20 protein-coding genes are annotated in these 23124 nt (G+C 66.4%); 12 read left to right on the plus strand and 8 right to left on the minus strand.

The features are described 5' to 3' along the window. The first annotated feature begins 74 nt into the window (after positions 1-74). Both HJG53_RS00125 and HJG53_RS00130 read left to right on the plus strand, forming a co-directional pair. Positions 75-2069: a putative bifunctional diguanylate cyclase/phosphodiesterase gene (locus HJG53_RS00125; RefSeq protein ID WP_368039504.1), complete on the plus strand. Its 1995-nt coding sequence runs from the start codon at positions 75-77 to the stop codon at positions 2067-2069. After that, on the plus strand, positions 2069-3331 hold the full coding sequence (locus HJG53_RS00130; RefSeq protein ID WP_171127227.1) for an MFS transporter: 1263 nt from the start codon (positions 2069-2071) through the stop codon (positions 3329-3331). Before HJG53_RS00125 ends, HJG53_RS00130 begins: the two co-directional genes overlap by 1 nt. Here HJG53_RS00130 and mfd read toward each other — a convergent pair. Beyond that, positions 3328-6795 carry a transcription-repair coupling factor gene (gene mfd / locus HJG53_RS00135; protein WP_171127228.1) on the minus strand — a complete coding sequence of 1156 codons (3468 nt, stop codon included), beginning with the start codon at positions 6793-6795 and terminating at the stop codon, positions 3328-3330. The two genes, HJG53_RS00130 and mfd, sit on opposite strands and share 4 nt — an antisense overlap. A gap of 72 nt (positions 6796-6867) precedes the next feature. Continuing rightward, positions 6868-7134, minus strand: a complete 267-nt coding sequence (locus HJG53_RS00140) for a succinate dehydrogenase assembly factor 2 (protein WP_171127229.1) — start codon at positions 7132-7134, stop codon at positions 6868-6870. Positions 7135-7207: 73 nt separating this feature from the next. Here HJG53_RS00140 and recG point away from each other — a divergent pair, with 73 nt between their 5' ends. Continuing rightward, the gene (gene recG, locus HJG53_RS00145) at positions 7208-9265 is read left to right on the plus strand and encodes an ATP-dependent DNA helicase RecG (protein ID WP_171127230.1); all 2058 of its coding nucleotides are present in this window, start codon (positions 7208-7210) and stop codon (positions 9263-9265) included. A 3-nt stretch (positions 9266-9268) separates the two neighbouring features. Here the strand turns inward: recG and HJG53_RS00150 are convergent, their stop codons facing one another. Next, on the minus strand, positions 9269-10630 hold the full coding sequence (locus HJG53_RS00150) for an HD-GYP domain-containing protein (RefSeq protein WP_302477338.1): 1362 nt from the start codon (positions 10628-10630) through the stop codon (positions 9269-9271). On the opposite strand from HJG53_RS00150, the gene HJG53_RS00155 reads away from it, so the two are divergent. Next, positions 10594-10761, plus strand: coding sequence for a hypothetical protein (locus HJG53_RS00155; RefSeq protein WP_171127203.1), 168 nt, complete (start codon positions 10594-10596; stop codon positions 10759-10761). The genes HJG53_RS00150 and HJG53_RS00155 overlap by 37 nt on opposite strands. Here HJG53_RS00155 and HJG53_RS00160 read toward each other — a convergent pair. Beyond that, positions 10758-11087: a PilZ domain-containing protein gene (locus HJG53_RS00160; RefSeq protein ID WP_171127232.1), complete on the minus strand. Its 330-nt coding sequence runs from the start codon at positions 11085-11087 to the stop codon at positions 10758-10760. The genes HJG53_RS00155 and HJG53_RS00160 overlap by 4 nt on opposite strands. A gap of 88 nt (positions 11088-11175) precedes the next feature. Next, positions 11176-11352 (minus strand): hypothetical protein, encoded by a 177-nt coding sequence (locus tag HJG53_RS00165; RefSeq protein WP_171127233.1) that lies wholly within the window; start codon positions 11350-11352, stop codon positions 11176-11178. A 60-nt stretch (positions 11353-11412) separates the two neighbouring features. On the opposite strand from HJG53_RS00165, the gene pgi reads away from it, so the two are divergent. From pgi to HJG53_RS00190, 5 genes are read left to right on the plus strand one after another with little or no spacing between them, the layout of a single operon-like run. Continuing rightward, positions 11413-12900: a glucose-6-phosphate isomerase gene (gene pgi, locus HJG53_RS00170; protein ID WP_171127234.1), complete on the plus strand. Its 1488-nt coding sequence runs from the start codon at positions 11413-11415 to the stop codon at positions 12898-12900. Then, a complete protein-coding gene (locus HJG53_RS00175; RefSeq protein ID WP_171127235.1) occupies positions 12897-13703 on the plus strand; it encodes an aspartyl protease family protein in 807 nt (268 codons plus the stop codon). The genes pgi and HJG53_RS00175 overlap by 4 nt, the downstream gene beginning before the upstream one ends. Before the next feature lie 60 nt (positions 13704-13763). After that, complete coding sequence (gene gorA / locus HJG53_RS00180) at positions 13764-15107, plus strand: glutathione-disulfide reductase (protein ID WP_171127236.1); 1344 nt, start codon at positions 13764-13766, stop codon at positions 15105-15107. A gap of 35 nt (positions 15108-15142) precedes the next feature. Then, complete coding sequence (locus tag HJG53_RS00185; protein ID WP_171127237.1) at positions 15143-15385, plus strand: type II toxin-antitoxin system ParD family antitoxin; 243 nt, start codon at positions 15143-15145, stop codon at positions 15383-15385. Beyond that, on the plus strand, positions 15382-15672 hold the full coding sequence (locus HJG53_RS00190) for a type II toxin-antitoxin system RelE/ParE family toxin (RefSeq protein WP_171127238.1): 291 nt from the start codon (positions 15382-15384) through the stop codon (positions 15670-15672). Before HJG53_RS00185 ends, HJG53_RS00190 begins: the two co-directional genes overlap by 4 nt. Here the strand turns inward: HJG53_RS00190 and HJG53_RS00195 are convergent, their stop codons facing one another. From HJG53_RS00195 to HJG53_RS00205, 3 genes are all read right to left on the minus strand, one after another. Then, on the minus strand, positions 15673-16644 hold the full coding sequence (locus HJG53_RS00195; protein WP_171127239.1) for a 2OG-Fe(II) oxygenase: 972 nt from the start codon (positions 16642-16644) through the stop codon (positions 15673-15675). A gap of 65 nt (positions 16645-16709) precedes the next feature. Continuing rightward, positions 16710-18647 (minus strand): acetate--CoA ligase, encoded by a 1938-nt coding sequence (gene acs, locus HJG53_RS00200; RefSeq protein WP_171127240.1) that lies wholly within the window; start codon positions 18645-18647, stop codon positions 16710-16712. 49 nt (positions 18648-18696) lie between these two features. Next, on the minus strand, positions 18697-20025 hold the full coding sequence (locus tag HJG53_RS00205) for a short-chain fatty acyl-CoA regulator family protein (RefSeq protein WP_254447451.1): 1329 nt from the start codon (positions 20023-20025) through the stop codon (positions 18697-18699). 166 nt (positions 20026-20191) lie between these two features. Here HJG53_RS00205 and HJG53_RS00210 point away from each other — a divergent pair, with 166 nt between their 5' ends. The 3 genes from HJG53_RS00210 (at position 20192) to HJG53_RS00220 (ending at position 23110) form a co-directional block, all read left to right on the plus strand. Further along, positions 20192-21718 carry an acyl-CoA carboxylase subunit beta gene (locus tag HJG53_RS00210; protein ID WP_171127241.1) on the plus strand — a complete coding sequence of 509 codons (1527 nt, stop codon included), beginning with the start codon at positions 20192-20194 and terminating at the stop codon, positions 21716-21718. Positions 21719-21790: 72 nt separating this feature from the next. After that, positions 21791-22207: a methylmalonyl-CoA epimerase gene (mce, locus tag HJG53_RS00215; protein WP_171127242.1), complete on the plus strand. Its 417-nt coding sequence runs from the start codon at positions 21791-21793 to the stop codon at positions 22205-22207. Between the two features lie 99 nt (positions 22208-22306). Continuing rightward, positions 22307-23110 (plus strand): enoyl-CoA hydratase-related protein, encoded by an 804-nt coding sequence (locus tag HJG53_RS00220; RefSeq protein ID WP_217352550.1) that lies wholly within the window; start codon positions 22307-22309, stop codon positions 23108-23110. The last annotated feature ends 14 nt before the right edge of the window (positions 23111-23124 follow it).

A 23124-nucleotide genomic window follows, 5' to 3' on the forward strand; every position in this document is an offset into this window, starting at 1 on the left:
GGCAAGCCATTGGCAGCGTCCCGGAAATCGCTACCATGGCCCAAAATATAACGGGGAGCGTCGATTTGGCCGAAGTGGCGGCCCCTGCCTCGGGCGAGGCGGCGGCTCTGTTCATTCTTTCGTTCCGGCACCGTGACGAACTCACCGACTGCGTGAGCCGGGGAGGGTGGCGGTCGATCGCCGCGCGACGGGCCGCCGGCGCCGAGCAGCGCTTCATCGCCAGTGGGGCGACCATCGCGCTGGTGGACGGGCGCGGTGCCTTCGACGAGGCGATCGGCGCGATCCGCGCGCTAGCCGATGCCGCCGAAGCCAATGCCGCCAGCCTGCTGGTCCTGCTCTCCCGCAACGATGTCGCGCGATTGGGCGATGTGTTCGCCGCCGGTGCCACCCACTATCTCGCCAGCCCGTTCAACGAGGCGGAGCTGCTGCAGGCGCTGCGCTTCGCAGCGCGGCATGCCGAACGGCTGGGGGGCACGATCAGCCGTCCGGCGCTGCGGCAAAAGGAGGATCTCAGCTGGACCTATCGCAACGGCCAGCTGAACCTCAGCGAGGCGCTGGCGGGGCAGCTTGGCGTGGACAACGGTACGATCTCGGTCCGTCAGGCCTATCGCCTCCTGTCGCGCGGCGATCGGGATGCGGCGCGAGCGGCGCGACAGCGGCTGAAGTCCGGCTATGGCACGACCGCCTTCTCCCATAGCCTGTCGCAAGGCGGCCGGGCGGTTCATCACCTTAATGTCGCCGAAGCAGGGGCATCGGGTCTGGTCGAGCCGCTCGGCGCGGAAGAGGGGTCTGCTCCCGGCCTGCGACGCGATCCACTCACCGGGTTGATGGACGGAGCCGCCGCACGGCGTTGGCTGGCCGCGCGTGCTGCGGAGGCGCGGCCGCTCGGACTGTTGCTGGTCGGGCTCGATCGGCTGGAGCTGGTCAATAATTTCTATGGCCGCGCCGGCGGTGACGCACTGCTCCAGGCGGCGGCGCGGCGGATCGAAGGCGCGGTACGGGCGGCGGTGGCCGCTCGCGGCTGGATCGCGCGCATGGCCGGGGCCGAATTCCTCGTCGGGCTCACCGACGCCGATGCCGAGGAGCTCGGCCTGGTCGCCGCCGCCATCCAGCAGGCGGTCGAGCAGCGCTTCGTGGCCGCGCCCGACATCTTCTTCCTGACTGCCAAGATCGGCGGGGTGCTGAGCCTAGGCGAGGAGCCGGGGCAGGCGCTGCGGCGCGCCAGTGCCGCGCTCGCCGATGCGCGCGACGTGCAGGGCAGTGCGATCCGCATCCTGGACGCTGACGGCGCCGACCCGCTTCCCCGCGCCGCGCGGCTCGCCGAGGAGTTGCGGCGCGCGATCGGTGACGAGCAGATCGAAACGCTCTTCCAGCCGCAGGTCGACATCGTCAGCGGGCGGATCGAAGGCGTCGAGGCGCTCGCGCGCTGGCGTCATCCCGAACTCGGCGAAGTGGGCGCGGACGCGCTGTTCGCGGCGGCGGAGCGGGCCGAACTGGTCGCGGTGCTGACCGAGCACATCCAGCAGCGCGCGCTGACGATGGCAAGCGCCTGGCCCGCGTCGCTTAACCACCTGCGCCTGTCGCTGAACGTGCGCCCGGAGGAGATCGCTCGCGCCGGCTTTGCCGAGGACATGCTCGCCCGGATCGACGCCAGCGGCTTCCCGCGCAGCCGGGTAACCCTCGAGATTACCGAGGAGAGCTTCATCGACGATCTCGCCTCGGCGGCGACCGCGCTGGCGCAGCTGCGGCAGGGCGGGTGCCGGGTCGCCATCGACGATTTCGGCACCGGCTATTCGAGCCTCGCCTATCTCAAGGCGTTGCCGCTCGATTATCTGAAGCTCGACAAGCGGCTGAGCCAGGACATCACCGGCTCGCCGCGCGACCGGGTGGTGGTGCGCGGCGTCATCGACATGGGGCGCTCGCTCGGCATCGGCGTCATCGCTGAAGGAGTGGAGACCGAGGAGCAGCTGGCGCTGCTGGCCGCCGAGGGTTGCACGCTCTACCAGGGATTTCTCTGCGCGGCCCCGATCGGCGTGGAGCAGTTGGTCACACTGGTGGGCGCGCGCTGATGCCAGCGCCCGCCGGCACGATCACGCGCAAGTCGATGGCGATCGCCGCCTTCTCGACCGTGGTCGAATGGTATGATTTCACCCTCTACCTCTACATGGCGACCCTACTCTCGCGCGTCTTCTTCGGCGGGGGCGAGGCGTCGCTCGCAACGACGCTCGGCGGGTTCGCGGTCGCCTATCTGATGCGCCCGATCGGGGCTGCCGTGTTCGGCTATTTCGGCGATCGCCATGGCCGTCGCCCGACCATGCTCGCATCGATGGCCATCATGACCGGCGCCATGCTCGCTACCGCCCTGCTGCCCACCTACGCCGCGATCGGTTCGACTGCGGGATTGCTGTTGATGTTGCTGCGCTGCCTGATGGGCTTTTCAGTCGGTGGCGAATATACCGGCGTGGTCGCCTATCTGCTCGAAGGCGCCCCTCGAGAGCGCCGAGGCTTGATCACCTCACTGGCCGCCATGGCGAGCGAGATAGGCGCCTTGTTTGCGGCGGGGGTGGCGGCGATCACTGTCAGCGCTTTCGACGCCGAGACCCTCGAAGCCTGGGGCTGGCGCATTCCCTTCTTCGTCGGCGCGGTGCTGGCCGGCAGCGTGTTGCTCGCCCGCTCGACCATGCAGGAATCGCCCGAGTTCGAGCGGCAGGTGGCACGAGGCACGGTACCGGCGCGACCGCTGCGCTTCGCGCTGCAATATCGCGCGGCGATCGCCCGCGGCTTTGCCATCTCGGCGCTCGGCTCGATCACTTACTATGTCGGTATCACCTATGTGCCGGCCTTTCTGACCGAGACGAACAGCTTGGGCGAAGGGCAGGCGCTCTGGCTCTCCACGCTTGCGGCGGTCGTGGTCATTCTGGTGACGCCGGTCGTCGGGCTGCTGGCGGACCGGATCGGGCGCAAGCCGATGCTGCTCCTGCTCTGCGCCGGCGCCGCCTTACTGCCGGCGACGATGTTCGCCTGGATGGCAGCCGCTTCGGACCTGCGGGTGCTGGTCGGCGCAGTCATCCTCGCCGCGGTGGGCGGCGGCGTGAGCGCAGTCGGCGCGGTGACCACGGCCGAGCTGTTTCCGGGCGAGGGTCGGCTCAGCGGCCTCGCCCTCGGCGCCACGGCCGCGACGGCGATCTTCGGCGGCTTCGCCCCCTATGTGGCGCAACGCCTGATGGCCGCCACGGGATCGCCGCTGGTGCCCGGCTTCATGATCGCGGTGGTCGCGATCGGAGTATTACCGGTCCTGCTGACGATGCCCGAGACGCGGCCGCGCGCCTAGGCCGCGAGCTTCGCCAGCCCACGCGACAGCTGCAGCGCGCCATTCAGCCGCTGCTTCGGGTTCGCCCAGTCGCGGGTGATCACGAGCTTGGAATCCGGCCGCAGCTTGGCCGTCTCGCCGATCTTCTCGACATATTGCAGCACGGCCGGCACGTCGGGCGGCGTGTCGTTGTGGAAGGTCACGACGGCACCGCGCGGTCCCGTTTCGATCTTCGACACGCAGGCCGCCTTGGCGTTGAGCTTGATCTCGATCAGCCGGATCAGGTTCTCGGTCGCGGCCGGCAGCTTGCCGAACCGGTCGATCAGCTCGGCCGCAAAGCCTTCGATCTGCTCGGCATTGTCGAGTTCGTTGATGCGCCGATAGAGCCCCATGCGCAGGTCGAGATCGGGGACATATTCCTCCGGGATCATCACCGGCACGTCGACGGTAATGGTCGGCGAGAACTCGTCGCGGCGCAGTTCCTCGGCGCGCCGGCCGCCCATCTTGGCTTCGGTGATCGCCTCTTCGAGCATCGACTGGTAGAGTTCGAAGCCGACTTCCTTGATGTGCCCTGACTGTTCGTCGCCGAGCAGGTTTCCCGCGCCGCGAATGTCGAGGTCGTGGCTGGCGAGCTGGAAGCCGGCGCCGAGGCTGTCGAGATCGGACAGGATCTTCAGCCGCTTTTCCGCCGTGTCGGTGATCGCGGTGTCGGCGGGCGTGGTCAGATAGGCATAGGCGCGGATCTTGGCGCGGCCCACGCGGCCCCTCAGCTGATAAAGCTGGGCGAGGCCGAAGCGATCGGCATTGTTGACGATCAGCGTGTTGGCGCTCGGAATGTCGATGCCGCTTTCGATGATGGTGGTCGAGACGAGCACGTCGTAGCGGCGGTCGTAAAAGGCCGACATCCGCTCCTCGACTTCCGTCGGCGACATCTGGCCGTGCGCGACGACATAGCGCACTTCCGGCACGTCCTTGCGGAAGAACTCCTCGATGTCGGGCAGGTCCGAGATTCGTGGCGTGACGAAATAGCTCTGACCGCCACGATAATGCTCGCGCAGCAGCGCCTCGCGCAGCACGACCGGATCCCAGGGCATGACATAGGTGCGCACGGCCAACCGATCGACCGGCGGCGTCTGGATCACCGACAGCTCGCGCAGGCCCGACATGGCCATCTGCAGCGTGCGCGGGATCGGCGTCGCGGTCAGGGTCAGCTGGTGAACGTCGGTCTTCAGTGCCTTCAGCCGCTCCTTGTGCGTGACGCCGAAACGTTGTTCCTCGTCGACAATGACGAGCCCCAAAGACTTGAATTCGATGCCTTTCGCCAGGATCGCATGAGTGCCGACGACGATGTCGATCTTGCCCTCGGCGAGCCCTTGCTTGGTTTCCTTCGCTTCCTTGGGCGGCACCAGCCGCGACAGGCGGCCGATCTGTAGCGGAAAGCCCTGGAAGCGCTCCCTGAAGGTATTGAAATGCTGGCGGGCGAGCAGGGTGGTCGGGCAGACTACCGCCACCTGCAGACCCGACATCGCAGCGACGAAGGCGGCGCGGAGCGCGACTTCGGTCTTGCCGAAACCGACATCGCCGCAGACCAGCCGATCCATCGGCTTGCCGGCGGACAGGTCGCCCAGCACATCCTCGATCGCGCGGTCCTGGTCGTCCGTCTCTTCATAGGGGAAGCGGTCGGCAAAGGCCGGGTAGCTGCCGCTGTCCGGTTCGGCGACTTCCGCGGGACGGAGCGCCCGTTCGGCGGCGGTCTTGATCAGCTCGTGCGCGATCTCGCGGATGCGCTCCTTCATGGCCGACTTGCGGCGCTGCCACGCCTCGCCGCCGAGCTTGTCGAGCGCCACGCCTTCGCTCTCGCTGCCGTAGCGGGAGAGCACTTCGAGATTTTCGACCGGCACGTAGAGCTTGTCGCCGCCGGAATAGCTGACCGCGACGCAGTCGTGCGGCGTCTTGGCGACCGGGACCTGGGTCAGCCCCTCGTAGCGGCCGATGCCGTGATCGACATGGACGACCAGATCGCCTGGGCTGAGCGTTGCCAGCTCATTGAGGAACGCATCGGCCTGCTTGCGCCGCTTGCGCCGGCGGACCAGTCGGTCGCCGAGCATGTCCTGCTCCGTCAGCAGCGCCACATCGGGGGTGGTGAAGCCGTGATCCAGCGGCAGGACGACCAACGCGGCATTGGCCTTGTCAGCAGTGCCGAGCGCATCCTGCCAGTCGTCCGCCGCCCTGGCCCCCTTCAGCCCATGGTCGCCGAGCAGGTTGGCGAGCCGCTCCCGCGCACCATTCGAATAGCTGGCAAGAACGACGCGGCGGCCATCCTTCTTGAGCTTGGCCGTGTGCTTGACGACGGCCTCGTAGACATTCGCGTTCTGCGCACGCTCGGGCGCGAAGTCGCGGGGGCCCTCGACGGCAAAGTCCAGGCTCTTCTCGCTTTCCGGCGCCGCGAAGGGCGTCGCGAGGTGCACAGGCTGGGCATCGATGGCGTCGCGCCACTCGTCCGCAGCGATGTAGAGACGCTGCGGCTCGATCGGACGATAGCTGCCAGGCTGCGCGGTCATGGCGCGCTGACGATTCGCGTAATAGTCGTCGATCGCTTCGAAGCGCTGGTCCGCCGCTGCGCTTGACCCGAAGTCGCGAACCACCACGGCATCGTCGCCAAGATGATCGAACAGGGTGGTCAGCCTGTCTTCGAGCAGCGGCAGCCAATGCTCCATGCCGGCCAGACGGCGGCCTTCGGAAACGGCCTCATAGAGCGGATCGCCGGTGGCAGTGGCGCCGAAAGCCTCACGGTAGCGGCTGCGGAAGCGCTTGATGCTCTCCTCGTCGAGCAGCGCTTCGGATGCAGGCATCAGCGTAAAGCCGTCGATGCGGCCAATGGTGCGCTGGTCGGCCGGATCGAACTGGCGGACGCTCTCGATCTCATCGCCGAAGAAATCGAGGCGCAGCGCAAACTCCTCACCGGTCGGATAAAGATCGATCAGGCCGCCACGGATGGCGAACTCACCGGCCTCGGCAACCGTGTCGACCCGCTGATAGCCGTTGGCATTGAGCTTGGCGGCGAGCTGGTCGCGGTCGATCCGCTCACCGGGCGCGAGTTTCGCGACCAGCTGGCGGATGCGGAACGGCGTCAGCGTGCGCTGGGTTGCCGCATTGGCCGTGGTGACGAGCAACTGCGCGGCGCCCGGCTTTTGCTGGAGCCGGTGCAGGGCAGCAATCCGCTCCGCCTGGATACGCAAGGACGGCGACGCGCGATCATAGGGCAGCACGTCCCAGGCCGGAAAGGTCAGCACCTCCAGTTCGGGCGCGAAATAGCCGGCCGCATCGACCAGCGCGCGCATCGCCGCTTCGTCCGAGGCGATGAACACCGCACGCTTCGACGATGCCCGGGCAAGGTCGGCCATCAGCCAGGGCAGGAACCCGCCGGGCACCGAGGCGAGGGTGAGCGGCTGGGAAGCGGAAAGGATCTTCTTCAGGTCGGGCATGTCTTTAGCCCGTTCGGGTCGAGCGAAGTCGAGACACGTTTCTCGACTTCGCTCGAAACGAACGGATTCTCCTCAATCCGAAATCGGAATATAGTCGACGCGGCGCAGCTGGTTCATCATCTCGCCTTGCCAGCGTTCCGGCACCGGCGCCGAGCCGATCGCCCAGGCCATGATGTCTACATCCTGCTCGTTCATCAGCGCCTCGAACCAGCCGATCTGGTCATCGTTCCACCCGGACGCGTGGCGGTCGTAAAATCCTCCGACCAGCAGGTCGGCCTCCTTGGTGCCGCGGTGCCAGGCGCGAAAGCGCAGGCGTTTCAGGCGAGTCTCGCGATCCATTCAGGCTCCAAGGACGATTGCCCGAACGACGCTAGGAGCGTCTCGGGTTTCTGGTTAGACGCTGCACTTAGGCATGCGACCCGAAATCCTCAATCCGCTGTTCGCCGAAGTGGAGGCGCTGAAGGGCATCGGGCCGGGCCTGCGCAAGCCGCTGGAGCGGCTCGGCCTGAAGCGCGCCGTCGATGTTGCCTTTCATCTGCCGAGCGGGTGGATCGACCGGAAGCGCGTGACCATTCTCGACCAGGGGGATGTGGGGCAGGTCATCACGATCGCGCTGACGCCCGTCGATTACCGCCAGGCTGCTGGCCGCGGTCCCTTTCGCGTCCATGCGACCGATGCTCAAGGCAACTATGTCAGCCTCGTCTATTTCGGCGGCAATCCGGGCTGGGCGAAGAAGCTGCTGCCGTTGCACGAGACGCGGACGGTGTCGGGCAAGCTCGAAAGTTATGGCGAGTGGCTGCAGATCGTCCATCCCGATCTGGTGCTGAAGCCGGGCGAAGAAGCCCCGGCAGCGCGCGAGCCGGTCTACCCCTTGTCGGAAGGGATCACCTCTCGCCGCCTGAGCCAACTGGTCGAACAGGCGCTCGACCGCGCACCCGAACTGCCGGAATGGATCGAGCCGAGCGTGCTGCGCCAGCGTGGCTGGACGCCATGGCGCCAGGCGCTGGCTGCGGTGCACGCCGATCCCGCCGACCAGAAGGCGCGGTGCCGGCTCGCCTATGATGAGGTCTTCGCCAATCAGCTGGCGTTGATGCTGGTGCGCGCCTCGACCCGACGGCGGAAGGGGCAGCCGCTTGCAGGCGATGGTCGCCTCCGGGAAGCGCTCAAGCTTCCTTATGCACCGACCGGCGCGCAGAGCCGGGCGGTGCGGGAGATCGAGGGCGATCTTGCCCAGTCCACCCCGATGCTACGGCTGCTGCAGGGCGATGTCGGGTCGGGCAAGACGCTTGTCGCCTTGATGTCGCTGCTGATCGCGGTGGAGGCGGGCACGCAAGGCGCCTTACTGGCGCCGACCGAGATCCTAGCTCGCCAGCACTTCGAGTCCCTCACCCGAATGCTCGCCGGGCTGCCCGTCAATGTCGCCATCCTGACCGGACGCGAGAAAGGCCGGAGCCGTGACTCGACGCTGATGGGTTTGGCGGATGGCTCGATCGACATCCTGGTCGGCACGCATGCGATCTTCCAGCAAAGTGTGAGCTATCGCCGCTTAGGCCTTGCTGTGGTTGACGAACAGCATCGCTTCGGTGTCGCCCAGCGGCTCATGTTGAGCGCCAAGGCCGAGCGCCCGCCGCATCTGTTGGTGATGACCGCCACGCCGATCCCGCGCACGCTGACGCTCACCCAATATGGCGAAATGGACGTCAGTCGGCTGGACGAGATGCCGCCCGGCCGTCAGCCGATCGAAACGCGCGTGATCTCGGACGATAGGCTGGCCGAGGTGGTGGACGGGCTCGGCCGGCACATCGCCAAAGGCGGCCAGGCCTATTGGGTCTGTCCCCTGGTCGAAGAGAGCGAGAAGAGCGACCTCGCCGCCGCCGAGGAACGCGCCGCCACCCTGCAGCTCCGGTTCGGCGAGCGTGTCGGCCTGGTGCATGGCCGCATGAAAGGTCCGGAAAAGGACTCCGTCATGGCGGCGTTCGCGAGCGGGCGGCTGTCTGTGCTGGTCGCGACCACCGTGATCGAGGTCGGTGTCGATGTTCCGAACGCGACGCTGATGATCATCGAACATGCCGACCGCTTCGGCCTCGCCCAGCTCCACCAGCTGCGCGGGCGGGTGGGGCGCGGGGAGGGCAAGTCGGTGTGCCTTCTCCTCCGCTCGGGACAGCTCAGTGAAACCGCCCGGTCCCGGCTGGCGCTGATGCGCGACACCAACGACGGCTTCCGGATCGCCGAGGAGGACCTGATGCTGCGCGGTCCCGGCGAGTTGCTCGGCACCCGCCAGTCCGGCGAACATGTCTTCAAGCTGGCCACGGCCGAGCTGTTGGGCGAGCTGCTGCCGATTGCCTCGCAGGACGCGCGCCTGCTCGTGGATCGGGACCGGGGCCTGGAAGGAGAGCGCGGCCAGGCGGCGCGGCTGGCGCTTTATCTGTTCGAGCGCGACGCCGGCGTGAACCTGCTCAGAAGCGGGTAGCGGTCAGGAGCGGAAACGCTTGACCAGGTTGGTGCGCCTGGTTTCCCAGTTTTCGAGCTCGAGCGTCTCTTCCGACTCCATGCCGACGATCTCGTCAGAGCCCAGATCAATCCGCTCCACCTCGGGGTGAAGGGCGTCGGCGACCGAAAGCAGAGGCGGGCGCGACGGGTCTTCGGGGTTCTCACCGATGACCATCGCCGCACGGCCCGATTTCAGCCTCACGAGCGCGCCGACCGGATAGATGCCGACGCTCTTCACGAAAATCTCGAACATGTCGGGATCGAAATGCCCCGTCCAGCCACGCATCGTCTGCACCGCTTCGACCGGGGTCCAGGGTCGCTTGTAGCAGCGCTCCGACGTCACCGCGTCGTAAACGTCGCAGAGCGCGGCCATGCGCGCGAACAGGGTGATGCGATCGCCGGTCAGGCCATCGGGATAGCCGGTGCCATCGAACCGCTCGTGATGGTGCAGGCAGACGTCGAGCGCATTGTGATTGACCCCGCTGCTGCGCGCGAGCAGGTCGCGGCCGCGCACCGGGTGCGTCTTCATCACCTCATATTCTTCGTCGGAGAGCGCGCCCGGCTTGTCGAGCACTTCGGGCGGCATGACTGCCTTGCCGATGTCGTGCAGCAGCCCGGCCATACCGGCATCGCGCACGGCCGCTTCGCCGAAGCGCAGCTCGCGCGCCAGATTGATCATCAGCGCGCAGACGGCGACGGAATGCATATAGTGGTATTCGTGCCGGCTCTTCAGCTGCGCGATGCTGATAAAGGCCTGCGGATTCTGGTCGATCGAGCTGGTAATCTCGTCGACGAGCGGCACCAGCTTCTCGGCCTTGATGGCCTTGCCGAGCCGGACATCGGAATACATGGCCGAGACGACACGCTTTGATCGACCGAACAGCTTGACCGCCCGGCCATAGCTGCCGGCGAAGGTAGCCGCGGGCTGTTGCACCGCTCCATAGGCCGGGCTGAAAGCCGGGACAGGGCGCGCCGGCGGCTGCCAATCGGCGGCGGGGGACCTGATCTCAATTTGTGGCGCCGGGGCAAGGCCGCGCTCATCGTCGATGAACACGCCGGCCACCGCGCTTTCGCGCACGCGCTGCAGGTCGCTCTCCTTGGCGATCACGAAGCGAGTGCGCCAGAACGGATGATCAAACCACGAGCCGTCAAAGCCCTGGATGAACATGCCAAGCTGAACTTCGGCCGGTGAAATGCGCTGCAGTGCTATGGTCCCGCCCTCCCGAGCTACGGGTTTTACGGTCCAGAGGTTAGCGACTGGTGAAATCCACCTCCCTCGTGCTAGGCAGCCCCCAAAGGAGTTGGATGATGAAGAGACTGGCTGGCTTCGTGATCGCCCTGGCATTCGCAGCGGGAACGGCAAGCGCCGCGGATTGCTGCAAGGAAGGCGCCGAGTGCTGCAAGCAGCACCGCGACTGCTGCCACCATGAAAAGGGCAAGCCGGAACCGAAGCCCAAGGCGGCTCCCGCGGACTAGCGGACCTCTTTCGCGAGCGCGCCGAGCAGCTCGAGATATTGCGCCAGGTCGATCGGGCGCACGAATTGACACCCGATCCGGCCGGCGAGCGCCCAGCGGACTTCCGCCTCCCGCTCGCCGAGCAGGGGCAGGCGGATGCGCAGCGGCGTTTCGGGTTCGATCTCGGCTTCCGTTCGCGCCATGAACCCGCCGGCCGAGATGTTGACCAGTTGCAGCGGCACCGTCTGTCCACCCGGCAGCATGCCGCGCGTACGATGATAGACTTCCTCGCGCGGCGCTTCGCGGCGATCCTGTTGCACGCGCGCTCCGAGGCCGAATGCGGCCATGACGTTCCTCCGGCTTCTCCGGCTCAAAGCTAGTCGCGCGGCCTTAACGGCGGCGCAAGGAACAGCGTTAAGCGAACCTTGCCGCCGCCTAATTGTCGCCGTGTCCGCGCTCCCGCTCCACATGTTCCGGAATGGTGCCGTGACGCGCGTTGCCGGCGGCAGGCAGGGGGTGGCCGTGCTCCTTCGCGTCGGCAGGCCGATCTTCCGGCTCCACCTCGGCATCGTCGCGGCCGATGATGATCTCGGGGTCGTTCTCCTTGGCCATGGCGGACCTCCTTGCATGCTCGGGCCTGCCGACTAGAAGCCGCGAGCAGGGAGATTGTTCATGGCGGATTTCTGGCCGGTCGAGAGTGAGAAGGTGTCGCTCGCGAAGTTGTTCGAAAGCGACCCGAGCCGGCTTGGTGCCTTTACCCTGGGCGCGGCCGGCATCTATTTCGACTGGTCGAAGACGCACCTGACAGAGGATCTCGTCCGGCAATTCTCGGCGCTCGCGGATCGACAGGGCCTGCGCGCGGCGCGGGACGCGCTGTTCGGCGGCCGTGTCGTCAATACCAGCGAAGGTCGTGCTGCCGAACATACTGCCGAACGCGGCGAGGGGCACCCCGATAGCGTCGCCCGAGCGCGGACCTTCCACAATCGGATGCGGGCCCTGCTCGACGCGGTCGAGGCCGGGGCACTGGGCGACATCCGTCATGTGCTGCATATCGGCATCGGCGGCTCGGCGCTCGGCCCCGACCTGCTGATCGACGCGCTCGGCCGCGATGCGGATCGCTATGATGTCGCCGTGGTGTCGAACGTCGACGGCGCCGCGCTCGAAGAGGCGACGCGGGACTTCGATCCGCATGCGACCTTGCTGCTGATCGCCTCCAAGACCTTCACCACGACGGAAACGATGCTGAATGCCGCGAGCGCGCTCAGCTGGATGGCGGAGGCAGGCGTCGAGGATCCTTATGGCCGTGTGGTCGCGCTCACCGCTTCGCCCGAAAAGGCCATGGAGTGGGGCGTCGACGAAACGCGTATCCTGCCCTTCTCCGAAAGCGTCGGCGGGCGCTACTCGCTCTGGTCCTCGATCGGCTTCCCGATCGCGCTCGCGCTCGGCTGGGACGCGTTCGAAAGCCTGCTCGAAGGCGCGGCCGAAATGGACCGGCACTTCCGCCTCGCCGAGCCCGCCCTTAACGCCCCGTTGCTCGCGGCCTTTGCCGACCTCTACTACACGCAGCTGCGCGGCTGCGAGACCCGCGCGGTCTTTGCCTATGACGAACGGCTGCGGCTGCTGCCGTCATATCTGCAACAGCTGGAAATGGAATCGAACGGCAAGCGCGTGACCCCTGCCGGAGAGCCGCTCGCCTGGCCCACCGCGCCGATCACCTGGGGCGGCGTCGGCACCGATGCCCAGCATGCCGTCTTTCAGCTGCTCCACCAGGGCACAAGACTGGTGCCGCTCGAGTTCGTCGCGGTCGCCGAGGCCGGCGACAATCAGGACGAGGCGCATCACCGCGCGCTGCTGACCAACTGCTTCGCGCAGGGCGCCGCGCTGATGACCGGCAAGGACAGCGACGATCCGCAACGCGCCTATCCCGGCGATCGACCGTCCAGCACGATCCTGCTCGAACGGCTCGACCCTGCCACGCTCGGCGCGCTCATCGCGTTCTACGAGCATCGCACCTTCGCCAATGCGGTGTTGCTCGGCATCAACCCGTTCGACCAGTTCGGCGTCGAACTCGGCAAGCAGATCGCCCGCTCGATCGACGAGCAGGGCACCGACGATTTCGATCCGTCCACCCGCGCGCTGATGGCGAGGGCATTCGATTGATCGCGCTGATGCTTGCCGCCGCGGCACTGACCGTGCGCGGCGACCGGCTCTTCATCCCCGCCCGCATCAATGGCGTTGCGACGGAAGCGGTGCTCGATTCGGCTGCCGAGTCGACGATCGTCGACGATGATTTCGCGCGCCGGATCGGCATGGGCAAGGGCAAGGCGGTGACCGCCCGCGGCTCGGGCGGCAAGGCGGAAGCCGAGCTCGTCGAACATGCGCGACTGGACGTGTTGGGCGTAGACCTGCCGGACGTGACGCTCGCCGTCATCGATCTCGACGATGTCGGCAAGCGGCTGTTCGGACGCAAGCTCGACGCCATCGTCGGACGAGAACTGTTCGACGCGGCACGCCTTCAGATCGATATCGAGGGCGGTCAGGTTGCAGCGATTGGCAGGGACCGGCGCCCCGCAGGCACCAAACTCCCGCTCCAGACCTTTCACGGCATCGAGACCATTCCGGTGACGATCGAAGGCTTTGCGGCGCGGGCCGAGTTCGATCTCGGCAACGGGTCCGATCTGCTGATCGGCAAGGCCTTTGCCCAGAAGACCGGATTATGGGCACGGAGCCATGGCGTAGAGGGCGGCGGCGGCATTGGCGGTGCCGTGCAGCGGCGGATCGTGACGGTGCGGGCAATCCGTATCGCCGGCGTGACCTTCCGCGACGTGCGCGCCGCGATCGACGAGCAAGCCAATGCGGCGGACGCGAATGTGGGCGTGAAACTGCTACGCAAATTCCGGATCGTCACCGACTTCGCGGACAAGGCCGTGTGGCTGCAGCCGCGACATGGTCGATCGAAGTGATGCAGGAAAGTGATTGGCGATACGCGCACGAGCTCGCCACAAGCCGGCCGGAGGTGAGGAATGGCTGATTTCGACTATGACCTGTTCGTGATCGGCGGCGGCTCCGGCGGTGTCAGGGCTGCGCGCGTTTCCGCGGCGCACGGCGCGCGGGTGGCGCTCGCGGAGGAGCACAAGGTCGGCGGCACCTGCGTGATCCGCGGCTGCGTTCCGAAGAAGCTGCTCGTCTATGGCGCCCACTTCGCCGAAGACCTGGCCGACGCCCGCCGCTTCGGCTGGGACGTGCCCAGCTGCGCCTTCGACTGGCCGACACTGCGCGACAATGTGCTGGCAGAAGTCGAGCGACTGAACGGCGCCTACACGACCACGCTCGAGAACAACAAGGTCGAGATCATCCTGGAGCGGGCGACGGTGTCCGGACCCAACAGCGTCCGGCTCGCGAGTGGCCGCGAAATCACGGCGCGTTACATCCTGATCGCAACCGGCGCGTGGCCGGCGGTCCCGCAGGTGCCGGGGGCCGAACATGGCATCACGTCCAACGAAGTCTTCCATCTCGAAGCCCTGCCCAAGCGTGTGCTGATCGCCGGCGGCGGCTACATCGCCAATGAATTTGCCGGCATCTTCCATGAGTTCGGATCGGAAGTGACGATCCTCAATCGCACCGACGTGATCCTGCGCGGCTATGACGAGAGCGTGCGCGACCGGCTGCTGCAGATTTCGATGACCAAGGGCATCAACTTCCAGTTCAACTCGACCTTCAGGAGCATCGAGAAGACGAACGAGGGCCTGCACGTCACCTTCGATGGCTGCGAGCCGATGGACGTCGACGTGATCCTGTTCGCAACCGGCCGCGTGCCCCACACCAAGGGTCTCGGCCTCGAAGAAGCCGGCGTCCAGCTCGACAAGCATGGCGCGGTGGTGGTCGACGAAGACAGCAAATCGTCCGTCGACAGCATCTATGCGGTCGGCGATGTCACCAACCGCGTTCAGCTCACGCCCGTGGCGATCCGCGAGGGCCAGGCCTTCGCCGACACCGTGTTCGGCAACAAGCCCTGGCGCGTGGATTATCACTGCATTCCCTCGGCCGTGTTCAGCCATCCGCCGCTCGCCGGTGTCGGGCTGACCGAGAGCCAGGCGAAGCAGAAATATGGCGCGGTACGCGTCTACTCGTCGGACTTCCGCCCGATGAAGAATGTGCTCGCCAACCGCAACGAGCGCGCGCTTTACAAGATGGTGTGCGAGGCCGAGACTGACCGCATTCTGGGCCTGCACATGATCGGCCCGGACGCGCCCGAAATCCTGCAGGCCGCAGCCGTCGCGGTGAAGGCGGGTCTCAACAAAAAGGCGTTCGACGACACCGTCGCCCTCCACCCCAGCATGGCGGAGGAGCTGGTGCTGCTTCGCTGAAGTGCTATATTGCGCGAAAGTGTAGGAGCGCGCCGATGCCGCAGATCAATGTGTCCGTGCCGGAGGGTCTCAAAGACTGGATCGAACACCAGATCGGCGGTGGCCGATATAGCAGCGCGAGCGATTATATCCGCGAGCTGCTCCGCAATGACGAGCGACGCGCCCAGCGGCTGGCGACCCTGCAGGCGGCGATCGATGAAGGGCGCGCCTCTGGCCCCGCCCGCGAGTATAAGCAGGTCTTTGATGACCTGCGGAGGAAGCGTTCCGAAGCGGCATGACGCGCCTCGTCATTCGGCCGCGGGCTGAAGCCGACCTTATCCGCATCGAGGAGTTTAGCTTCGACAACTTCGGCGCTTTAGTCGCTGAGGAGTATATGGGCGCGCTGGAACGGGCACTCGATCGATTGTCGCAGCTTCCTGAAAGCGGGCCGGAATATGAGGGGATCAGGCCGCCAGTTCGCTCCTTGAGCGTTCGCAAGCACCGCATCTTCTACGATTATGATGGTGAAATCGTCTCAGTCGTTCGAGTTCTCCACCAGGCGATGGTTCCGGAAGATCACCTTTGATCAAGGAACCCATTTCCTTTCCCTGATCCACTTGGTGAAGAGATATTTCGTGCCGCGCGTGACCGGCAGGCCGGCGTGCTTCGACAGCGGGTCCACGCTGCGGTCGGGCAGTGCACTCGTGAAGATCAGCGCGTCGCCCTTGCGGCCCTTCACCTTCAGGTCGATTTCGGGGAAATAGGTCTCGCCGCCTTCATAGTCGTGGTTCAGATAGACGAGCACCGTCTTGAAGCGCTGATTGTCCTCGGATCGGACGAAATCGAAATGCGGCTTATATTCCTGCGCGCCCTTGTAGCGCAGGATCAGCGTCGCCTCGCCTTGCTCGTAAGCTGTAGCGCTGACGGCGGCGAGGCGCCGGTTGAGCGCGTGGACGGCCGGATCCTCGATCATCCAGTGGATGCTGGCCCCGTCTGACGTGCGGATCGGATCACGGACGGGCCGCCCGGAGGCATCGTTCACGACCGAGGGCTCATATTCCTTGTCGACGAGCTGGCGCAGATAATCGCACTCGGCCGCGGTGAAGAGCCGCTCGACCCGACGCACGTCAGGCCGCTCCGCCAACACCTCGGGAGCGAACTGCCGCACCGGATCGCCCCGGCCGTCCAGCGACATTTTCTCGATCAGCTGCAGCGCCGCCTTGCGCTGCGGCAAGCGCCGGGCTTCCTGCCTCAGGCGCTCCAGCGCCGCCGGCCAGTCCCGCGTGCCGGCGACGCCATTTGCGAGCAAATTGGTGGTGGTCGTTGCCGCCTGCGCGTGGCCGAGATCTCCGGCGCGCCTCCACATTTCGCGCGCGCCAACCGGGTCCTGCGGCACCATCCCGCCGCGCCACTTCATCTCCGCCATCATGGCGAGCGCCTGCGGATGCTGCTCGGCCACGAGGCGTCCGATAATCAGCACGGCTTCCGCATTGCGGCCCGCAACCGAAAGCTGGACCGCCTGCTGAAGCAGGGGATGGAGAGGAGGGGACTTGCTCATGCTTTCAGGGGCACCTGCCGGCGCCATTCGTTCGGCCTGTCGATCACCGGAATCCTCAGTTCACGTCAGGCAGACTGCCGGTTCGCGACCAGATCATCGACCACCGCGGGATCCGCCAGCGTGGACGTGTCGCCCAGGCTGGAGACATCGCCCTCGGCGATCTTGCGCAGGATCCGCCGCATGATCTTGCCGGAGCGGGTCTTGGGCAGTCCGGGCGCGAACTGGATCGCATCGGGCGTGGCGATCGGGCCAATCTCGGTGCGGACCCAGGCGGCCAGCGACTTGCGCAGTTCGTCGCTCGGCTCCTCGCCGACGTTCAGCGTTACATAGGCATAGATGCCCTGGCCCTTGATCTCGTGCGGCATGCCGACGACGGCGGCTTCCGCGACCTTCGGGTGGAGGACCAGCGCGCTCTCCACTTCGGCAGTGCCCATGCGGTGACCGGAGACATTCAGCACGTCGTCCACCCGGCCGGTGATCCAGTAATAGCCGTCCTCGTCGCGGCGGCAGCCGTCGCCGGTGAAGTACTTCCCCGGATAGGTGGTGAAATAGGTCTGGAAGAAGCGGCCGTGATCGCCCCAGACGGTGCGCATCTGCCCCGGCCAGCTCTTGGCGATGCAGAGATTGCCCTCGGTCGCGCCCTGCAGGACATTGCCGTCCGCATCGACGATCTGCGGATCGACGCCGGGCAGCGGGCGGGTAGCGGAGCCGGGTTTCAGGTCGGTGGCGCCGGGCAGGGGCGCGATCAGGGCGCCGCCGGTTTCTGTCTGCCACCAGGTGTCGACGATCGGGCAGCGGCCTTCGCCCACCACCTGGTGATACCAGCGCCACGCCTCGGGGTTGATCGGTTCGCCAACTGTACCGAGCAGTTTCAGTGACTTGCGGCTGGTCTTTCGTACCCACTCATCGCCTTCGCGCATCAGCGCGCGCAGCGCCGTGGGCGCGGTATAGACGATCTCGACCTGGTGCCGGTCGACCACTTCCCAGATACGCGAGGGCGTCGGCCAGTTGGGCACCCCTTCGTACATCAGCGTCGTCGCGCCATTCGCGAGCGGGCCATAGAGGATATAGCTGTGTCCCGTGACCCAGCCGATATCGGCCGCGCACCAATAGATCTGCCCCGGCTTATAGTCGAAGACCAGCTCGTGCGTGTAGCTGACCCAGGTCAGATAGCCGCCGGTCGTGTGCAGCACCCCCTTGGGCTTGCCCGTCGAACCCGACGTGTAGAGGATGAAGAGCGGGTCTTCCGCCCCCATCGGCTCGGGCGGGCAGTTCGTCTCCACGCCGGCTGCGGCGTCATGGTACCAGACGTCGCGCCCGTCCCGCATAGACAGGTCGCCGCCGGTCGCGCGCACCACCAGCACCTTCTCAAGGCTCGGCGCATGCGCGGTCGCGGCATCGACATTGGCCTTTAAGGGCACCTTCTTGCCGCCGCGTCGACCTTCGTCGGCTGTGACGACGATGCGGCTGTCGCAATCCTGGATGCGGCCGGCGAGCGCCTCGGGCGAAAAGCCGCCGAACACCACCGAATGGATCGCGCCGATCCGTGCGCAGGCGAGGACCGCGAACGCCGCCTCGGGGATCATCGGCATGTAGATGGTGACGCGATCGCCCTTTTCGACGCCTTGAGCCTTCAGAACATTGGCGAAGCGGCAGACTTCGGCATGAAGCTCGCGATAGGTGAAGCGCCGCGGCTGTTCGGCTGGATCGTCCGGTTCCCAGATGATCGCGAGCTGGTCCGGTCGAGTCTTCAGGTGCCGATCGAGGCAGTTGGCGGCGGCGTTGAGCTTGCCGTCCGGATACCAGCTGATGTGGAAATCTTCTTCCCGGAACGACCAGTCGCCGGCGATCTCCGGCCGCTTGATCCAGTCCAGTCGCCGCGCCTGCTCCAGCCAGAAACTGCCCGGATCGGCCAGCGATCGCCCGTAGATCTGCGTGTATTTGTCGGAGTCGACGCGGGCGCGCTTCGCCCATTCGCTCGGAACCGGATAAAGATCGGCCATGCACCCTCCTGCGCCGCCGTTCATCGCCGGGCAGGGTGCCGAACGCAAGTCAGGTGATCGTGTAAGGAACGATATCGCGCCGTTCTGGAGCAATTCGGATCGCGCGGTCGGTGGGCGGAAAGGCGCGCTGGTCGCAATCCGTGCGCGGGCAGATGCGGCAGGAAATGCCGATCGGTGTTGCGCGTCCGCGTTCCAGATCAAGGCCGTCCGCATAGACGAAGTCGCCCGCGTGGGTGACTTCGCAGCCAAGCGCCACGGCATAGCGGCGCGGGCTGCGATCATAGCGCCCGGAAGGCTTCACCAGGCCCTTGGCCATCGACACGTAGCGGACGCCATCCGGCGTTTCGGCCAATTGGACCAGAACCCTGTCGGGGATGGCGGCGGCCTCATGCACCACCCAGAGTGGACACGCGCCCCCGAACCGGGCGAATTGCAGCCGGGTGGCCGAGTGGCGCTTGGTGATATTCCCCGCCAGATCGACGCGGCAGAAGAAGAAGGGGATGCCGCGCCCGCCCGGCCGCTGCAGGGTGGACAGGCGGTGGCACGCCTGTTCGAAACTGACTCCAAACCGCCGCGACAGCCGGTCGATATCGTGGCGCAGGGTCCGGGCGCTCGTGCGGAACTTCTCATACGGCATCAGCAACGCGCCGGCAGCATAGTTGGTCAGGCCCAGTCCGAGCAGGCGGCGCGCCTCGACGGTGCGCAGGGCAGCGCTCTCGGCAATCGCCGCGATGTCGCGCCCCATTTCCAGCGCGACCAGCTGCCAGGCGAGCTGGAAACGCCGGCTCTCCGCCGGAAGCGCCGATCCGAGCAGGAGCGCGCGCCGTGAGGCGTCGAAGCGCCGGATCGCCGAGGCGTCCAGCTCCGCCATCTCCTCTACCGTCACGCCATGAGCTCCGGCGAGGCGCTCGACGAGCGCATTGTCGCTGGCGCCGCGCAGCTCCGCCGCCAGCGCCTCGGCGCCGCGGTCAAGCAGGTCGATATAGTTGCCGGCCTCATGGAACCAGTCGCGGATTTCGTCCCAGGGCAGCCGCGCCCCCTGGTCCGCGCCGGCGCCGATCGTTTCGTCGAGGATCTGCAGCCGTTCTTCGGCGGCGCGAAAGGCGGAGTGGAGCGCGATCAGGCGGTCGGCGAGTTCCGGCTGTTGTTCGGCCAGGCGCGCGACCAGGTCCGGGGCAAGGCGTGCGTCACCGAAAAGCGGATCGTCCAGCACGGCGCGGGCGGCGGCGAAGCGCGTGGTGTGATCGTCGGCTTCGAGCGCGTCCAGCTCCAGGGGAAAGGCGCGGCCGAGCGCTGCGAGCACCGCCGAGGTGAGAGGGCGATCGTCCGTCTCCAGCTGGGACAGGTAGCTGACGGAGACTCCGAGCCGCTGTGCCATCGCAGCCTGACCCAGCCCGTTCCGACAGCGGAGCGCTCGGAGGCGTTGACCGGCAAATAGTCTGCGTCCCACTGGGCACTCCTCCGCTGCAGTGTTTGCAAACTACACGTTCGCAACTTCGCAACTCCACATTTGCACTCGCGCGCGATCCCGGCAATGGCGAGGCATGCAGACCATTCTCGACGAACTTGAACGGCACCGCGGACAGGCGCGGCTCGGCGGCGGGCAGAAGCGCATCGACGCGCAGCATGCCAAGGGCAAGCTGACCGCGCGCGAACGGATCGAGGTGCTGCTCGACGAGGGCTCGTTCGAAGAGCTCGACATGTATGTCGAACATAACTGCGTCGATTTCGGCATGCCGGACCAGGTGGTGCCGGGCGACGGCGTCGTCACCGGATCGGGCACGATCAACGGCCGCCTCGTCTTCGTGTTCAGCCAGGACTTCACCGTCTTCGGCGGCTCGCTGTCGGAACGCCACGCGTCCAAGATCTGCAAGATCATGGACATGGCGATGAAGGTCGGCGCGCCGGTGATCGGCCTGAACGATTCGGGTGGCGCGCGCATCCAGGAAGGCGTCGCCAGCCTCGCCGGCTATGCCGAGGTGTTCCAGCGCAACGTGCTCGCGTCCGGCGTGGTGCCGCAGCTCAGTCTCATCATGGGCCCCTGCGCAGGCGGGGCGGTCTATTCGCCGGCGATGACCGACTTCATCTTCATGGTGAAGGATTCCTCATACATGTTCGTGACCGGTCCGGATGTGGTGAAGACGGTCACCAATGAAGTGGTCACCCAGGAAGAACTGGGCGGCGCCGTTACCCACACGACCAAATCCGGCGTGGCCGACGTTGCGTTCGAGAACGACATCGATGCGCTGCTCGCGGCCCGCGATTTCATAGACTTCCTGCCGCTCTCCAACCGCGAGCATGTGCCCGAGCGCCCGACTTCCGATCCGTGGGACCGGGTCGATGAAAGCCTGGACACGCTGATCCCGGCCAACGCCAACCAGCCCTATGACATGCACGAGCTGATCCGGAAGACGGTGGACGAAGGCGACTTCTTCGAGCTGCAGCCGGCGCATGCGGGCAACATCATCATCGGCTTCGGCCGCGTCGAAGGGCGTACCGTCGGCATCGTCGCCAACCAGCCGATGGTGCTGGCCGGCGTGCTCGACATCAACTCGGCGAAGAAGGCGGGCCGCTTCGTGCGCTTCTGCGACGCCTTCGACATTCCGATCGTGACCTTCGTGGACGTGCCCGGCTTCCTCCCCGGCGTCGCGCAGGAGCATAACGGCATCATCAAGCACGGCGCGAAGCTGCTGTTCGCCTATGCCGAAGCAACCGTCCCCAAGATCACCGTCATCACGCGCAAGGCCTATGGCGGCGCCTATGACGTGATGGCGTCCAAGCATCTGCGCGGCGACCTCAATTATGCCTGGCCCACCGCCGAAATCGCCGTGATGGGCGCGAAGGGCGCGGTCGAGATCATCTTCCGCGGCAAGACGCTGGAGGAGATCGCCGAGCGCACCGCCGAATACGAGGCCCGCTTCGCCAACCCGTTCGTGGCGGCAAGCAAGGGCTTTATCGACGAAGTGATTATGCCACATTCGACGCGGCGGAGGATCGCGCTGGGGCTACGGAAGTTGCGCAACAAGCAGCTCGAGAACCCATGGAAGAAGCATGACAATATCCCGCTTTAGCCTGTTCCCCGGCGAAGGCCGGGGCCCATCCTTGTCGCCGGGCTGGACCCCGGCCTTCGCCGGGGAACGCGCATGAAACTCGGCCGCTTGAACCATGTCGGGGTCGCGACCCCGTCGATCGAAAATTCCATCGCCTTCTACCGCGACGTGATGGGGGCGGGGGTGATCCGGGAGCCGTTCGACTTGCCGGCGCAGGGCGTGAAGGTGTGTTTCGTCGACACGCCGAACAGCCAGATCGAGCTGATCGAGCCGCTGGGCGAGGGCTCGCCGATTCACGGCTTCCTCGCGAAGAACCCGGCGGGCGGCCAGCATCATCTCTGCTACGAAGTCCCGGACATTCACGAGGCCAAGGCCTGGTTCGAGGCGAAGGGCGCGAAGGTGCTCGGCGAGCCGCGCATCGGCGCGCATGGGACACCGATTTTCTTTGTCCACCCCAAGGACATGGGCGGGGTGCTGACCGAGATCATGGAGACGCCCAAAGATCATTGATGGACGGCTGACGCTTTTCTCTTCCGTTCGCTTCGAGCGAAGTGGAGAAGCGGAGCTGGGCGTCATGCGCGTTTCTCGACTTCGCTCGAAACGAATGGATTGGGGTTCAAGCCTGTGACCGATTACCAGACCATCCGCACCACCCGCACCGGCGACGTGCTCACCATCACGCTGAACCGGCCGGAGCGCCTCAATGCGGCTCCCCCGGCGATGTTCGACGAGATTGCCGACACGCTCGACCATCTGGGCGGTGCCCGTGCGGTGCTGATCACTGGCGAGGGTAGGGCTTTCTGCTCGGGTGCGGATTTGGCCGCGGGCGGCGCCGAGGCGGCGGCAGGCGGGGGGCAGAAATCCTATCGTGCGCTCACCCGCAGCTACAATCCGACGATGATGAAGATCGCGCGGCTGGACGTGCCGGTTGTGACAGCCGTGAACGGACCCGCGGCGGGTATCGGCTGCAGCCTCGCGCTCGCGTCCGATTTCGCGATTGCGGGTGAGAGCGCCTATTTCCTCCAGGCCTTCGCCAATATCGGGCTGGTGCCGGATGGCGGGGCGAGCTGGATGCTGGCGCGGATGGTCGGCAAGGCGCGGGCGACCGAGATGATGCTGCTCGGCGAGCGAATTCCCGCCGCCAAGGCCGAAGCATGGGGCCTGATTTACAAGGCGGTGCCCGATGCCGAGCTGATGGACCAGGCGAACGCGCTCGCTGCTCGCCTGGCCGCCGGCCCGACCCGCGCGCTCGGCCTGATGCGCCAGGGCCTCGCAGCCGCGCTGGAGAGCGACTACGCCAAGGCACTGACGATGGAGGCGGAGCACCAGCGCATCGCCGGCGACAGCGAGGACGCGCGCGAGGGCGGCCTGTCCTTCCTCGAAAAGCGCAAGCCGGCGTTCAAGGGAAGATAGGGCATGCGTGCCGC

The sequence above is a fragment of the Sphingomonas sp. ID1715 genome (assembly GCF_013044515.1).
Classification (GTDB): domain Bacteria; phylum Pseudomonadota; class Alphaproteobacteria; order Sphingomonadales; family Sphingomonadaceae; genus Sphingomonas_B.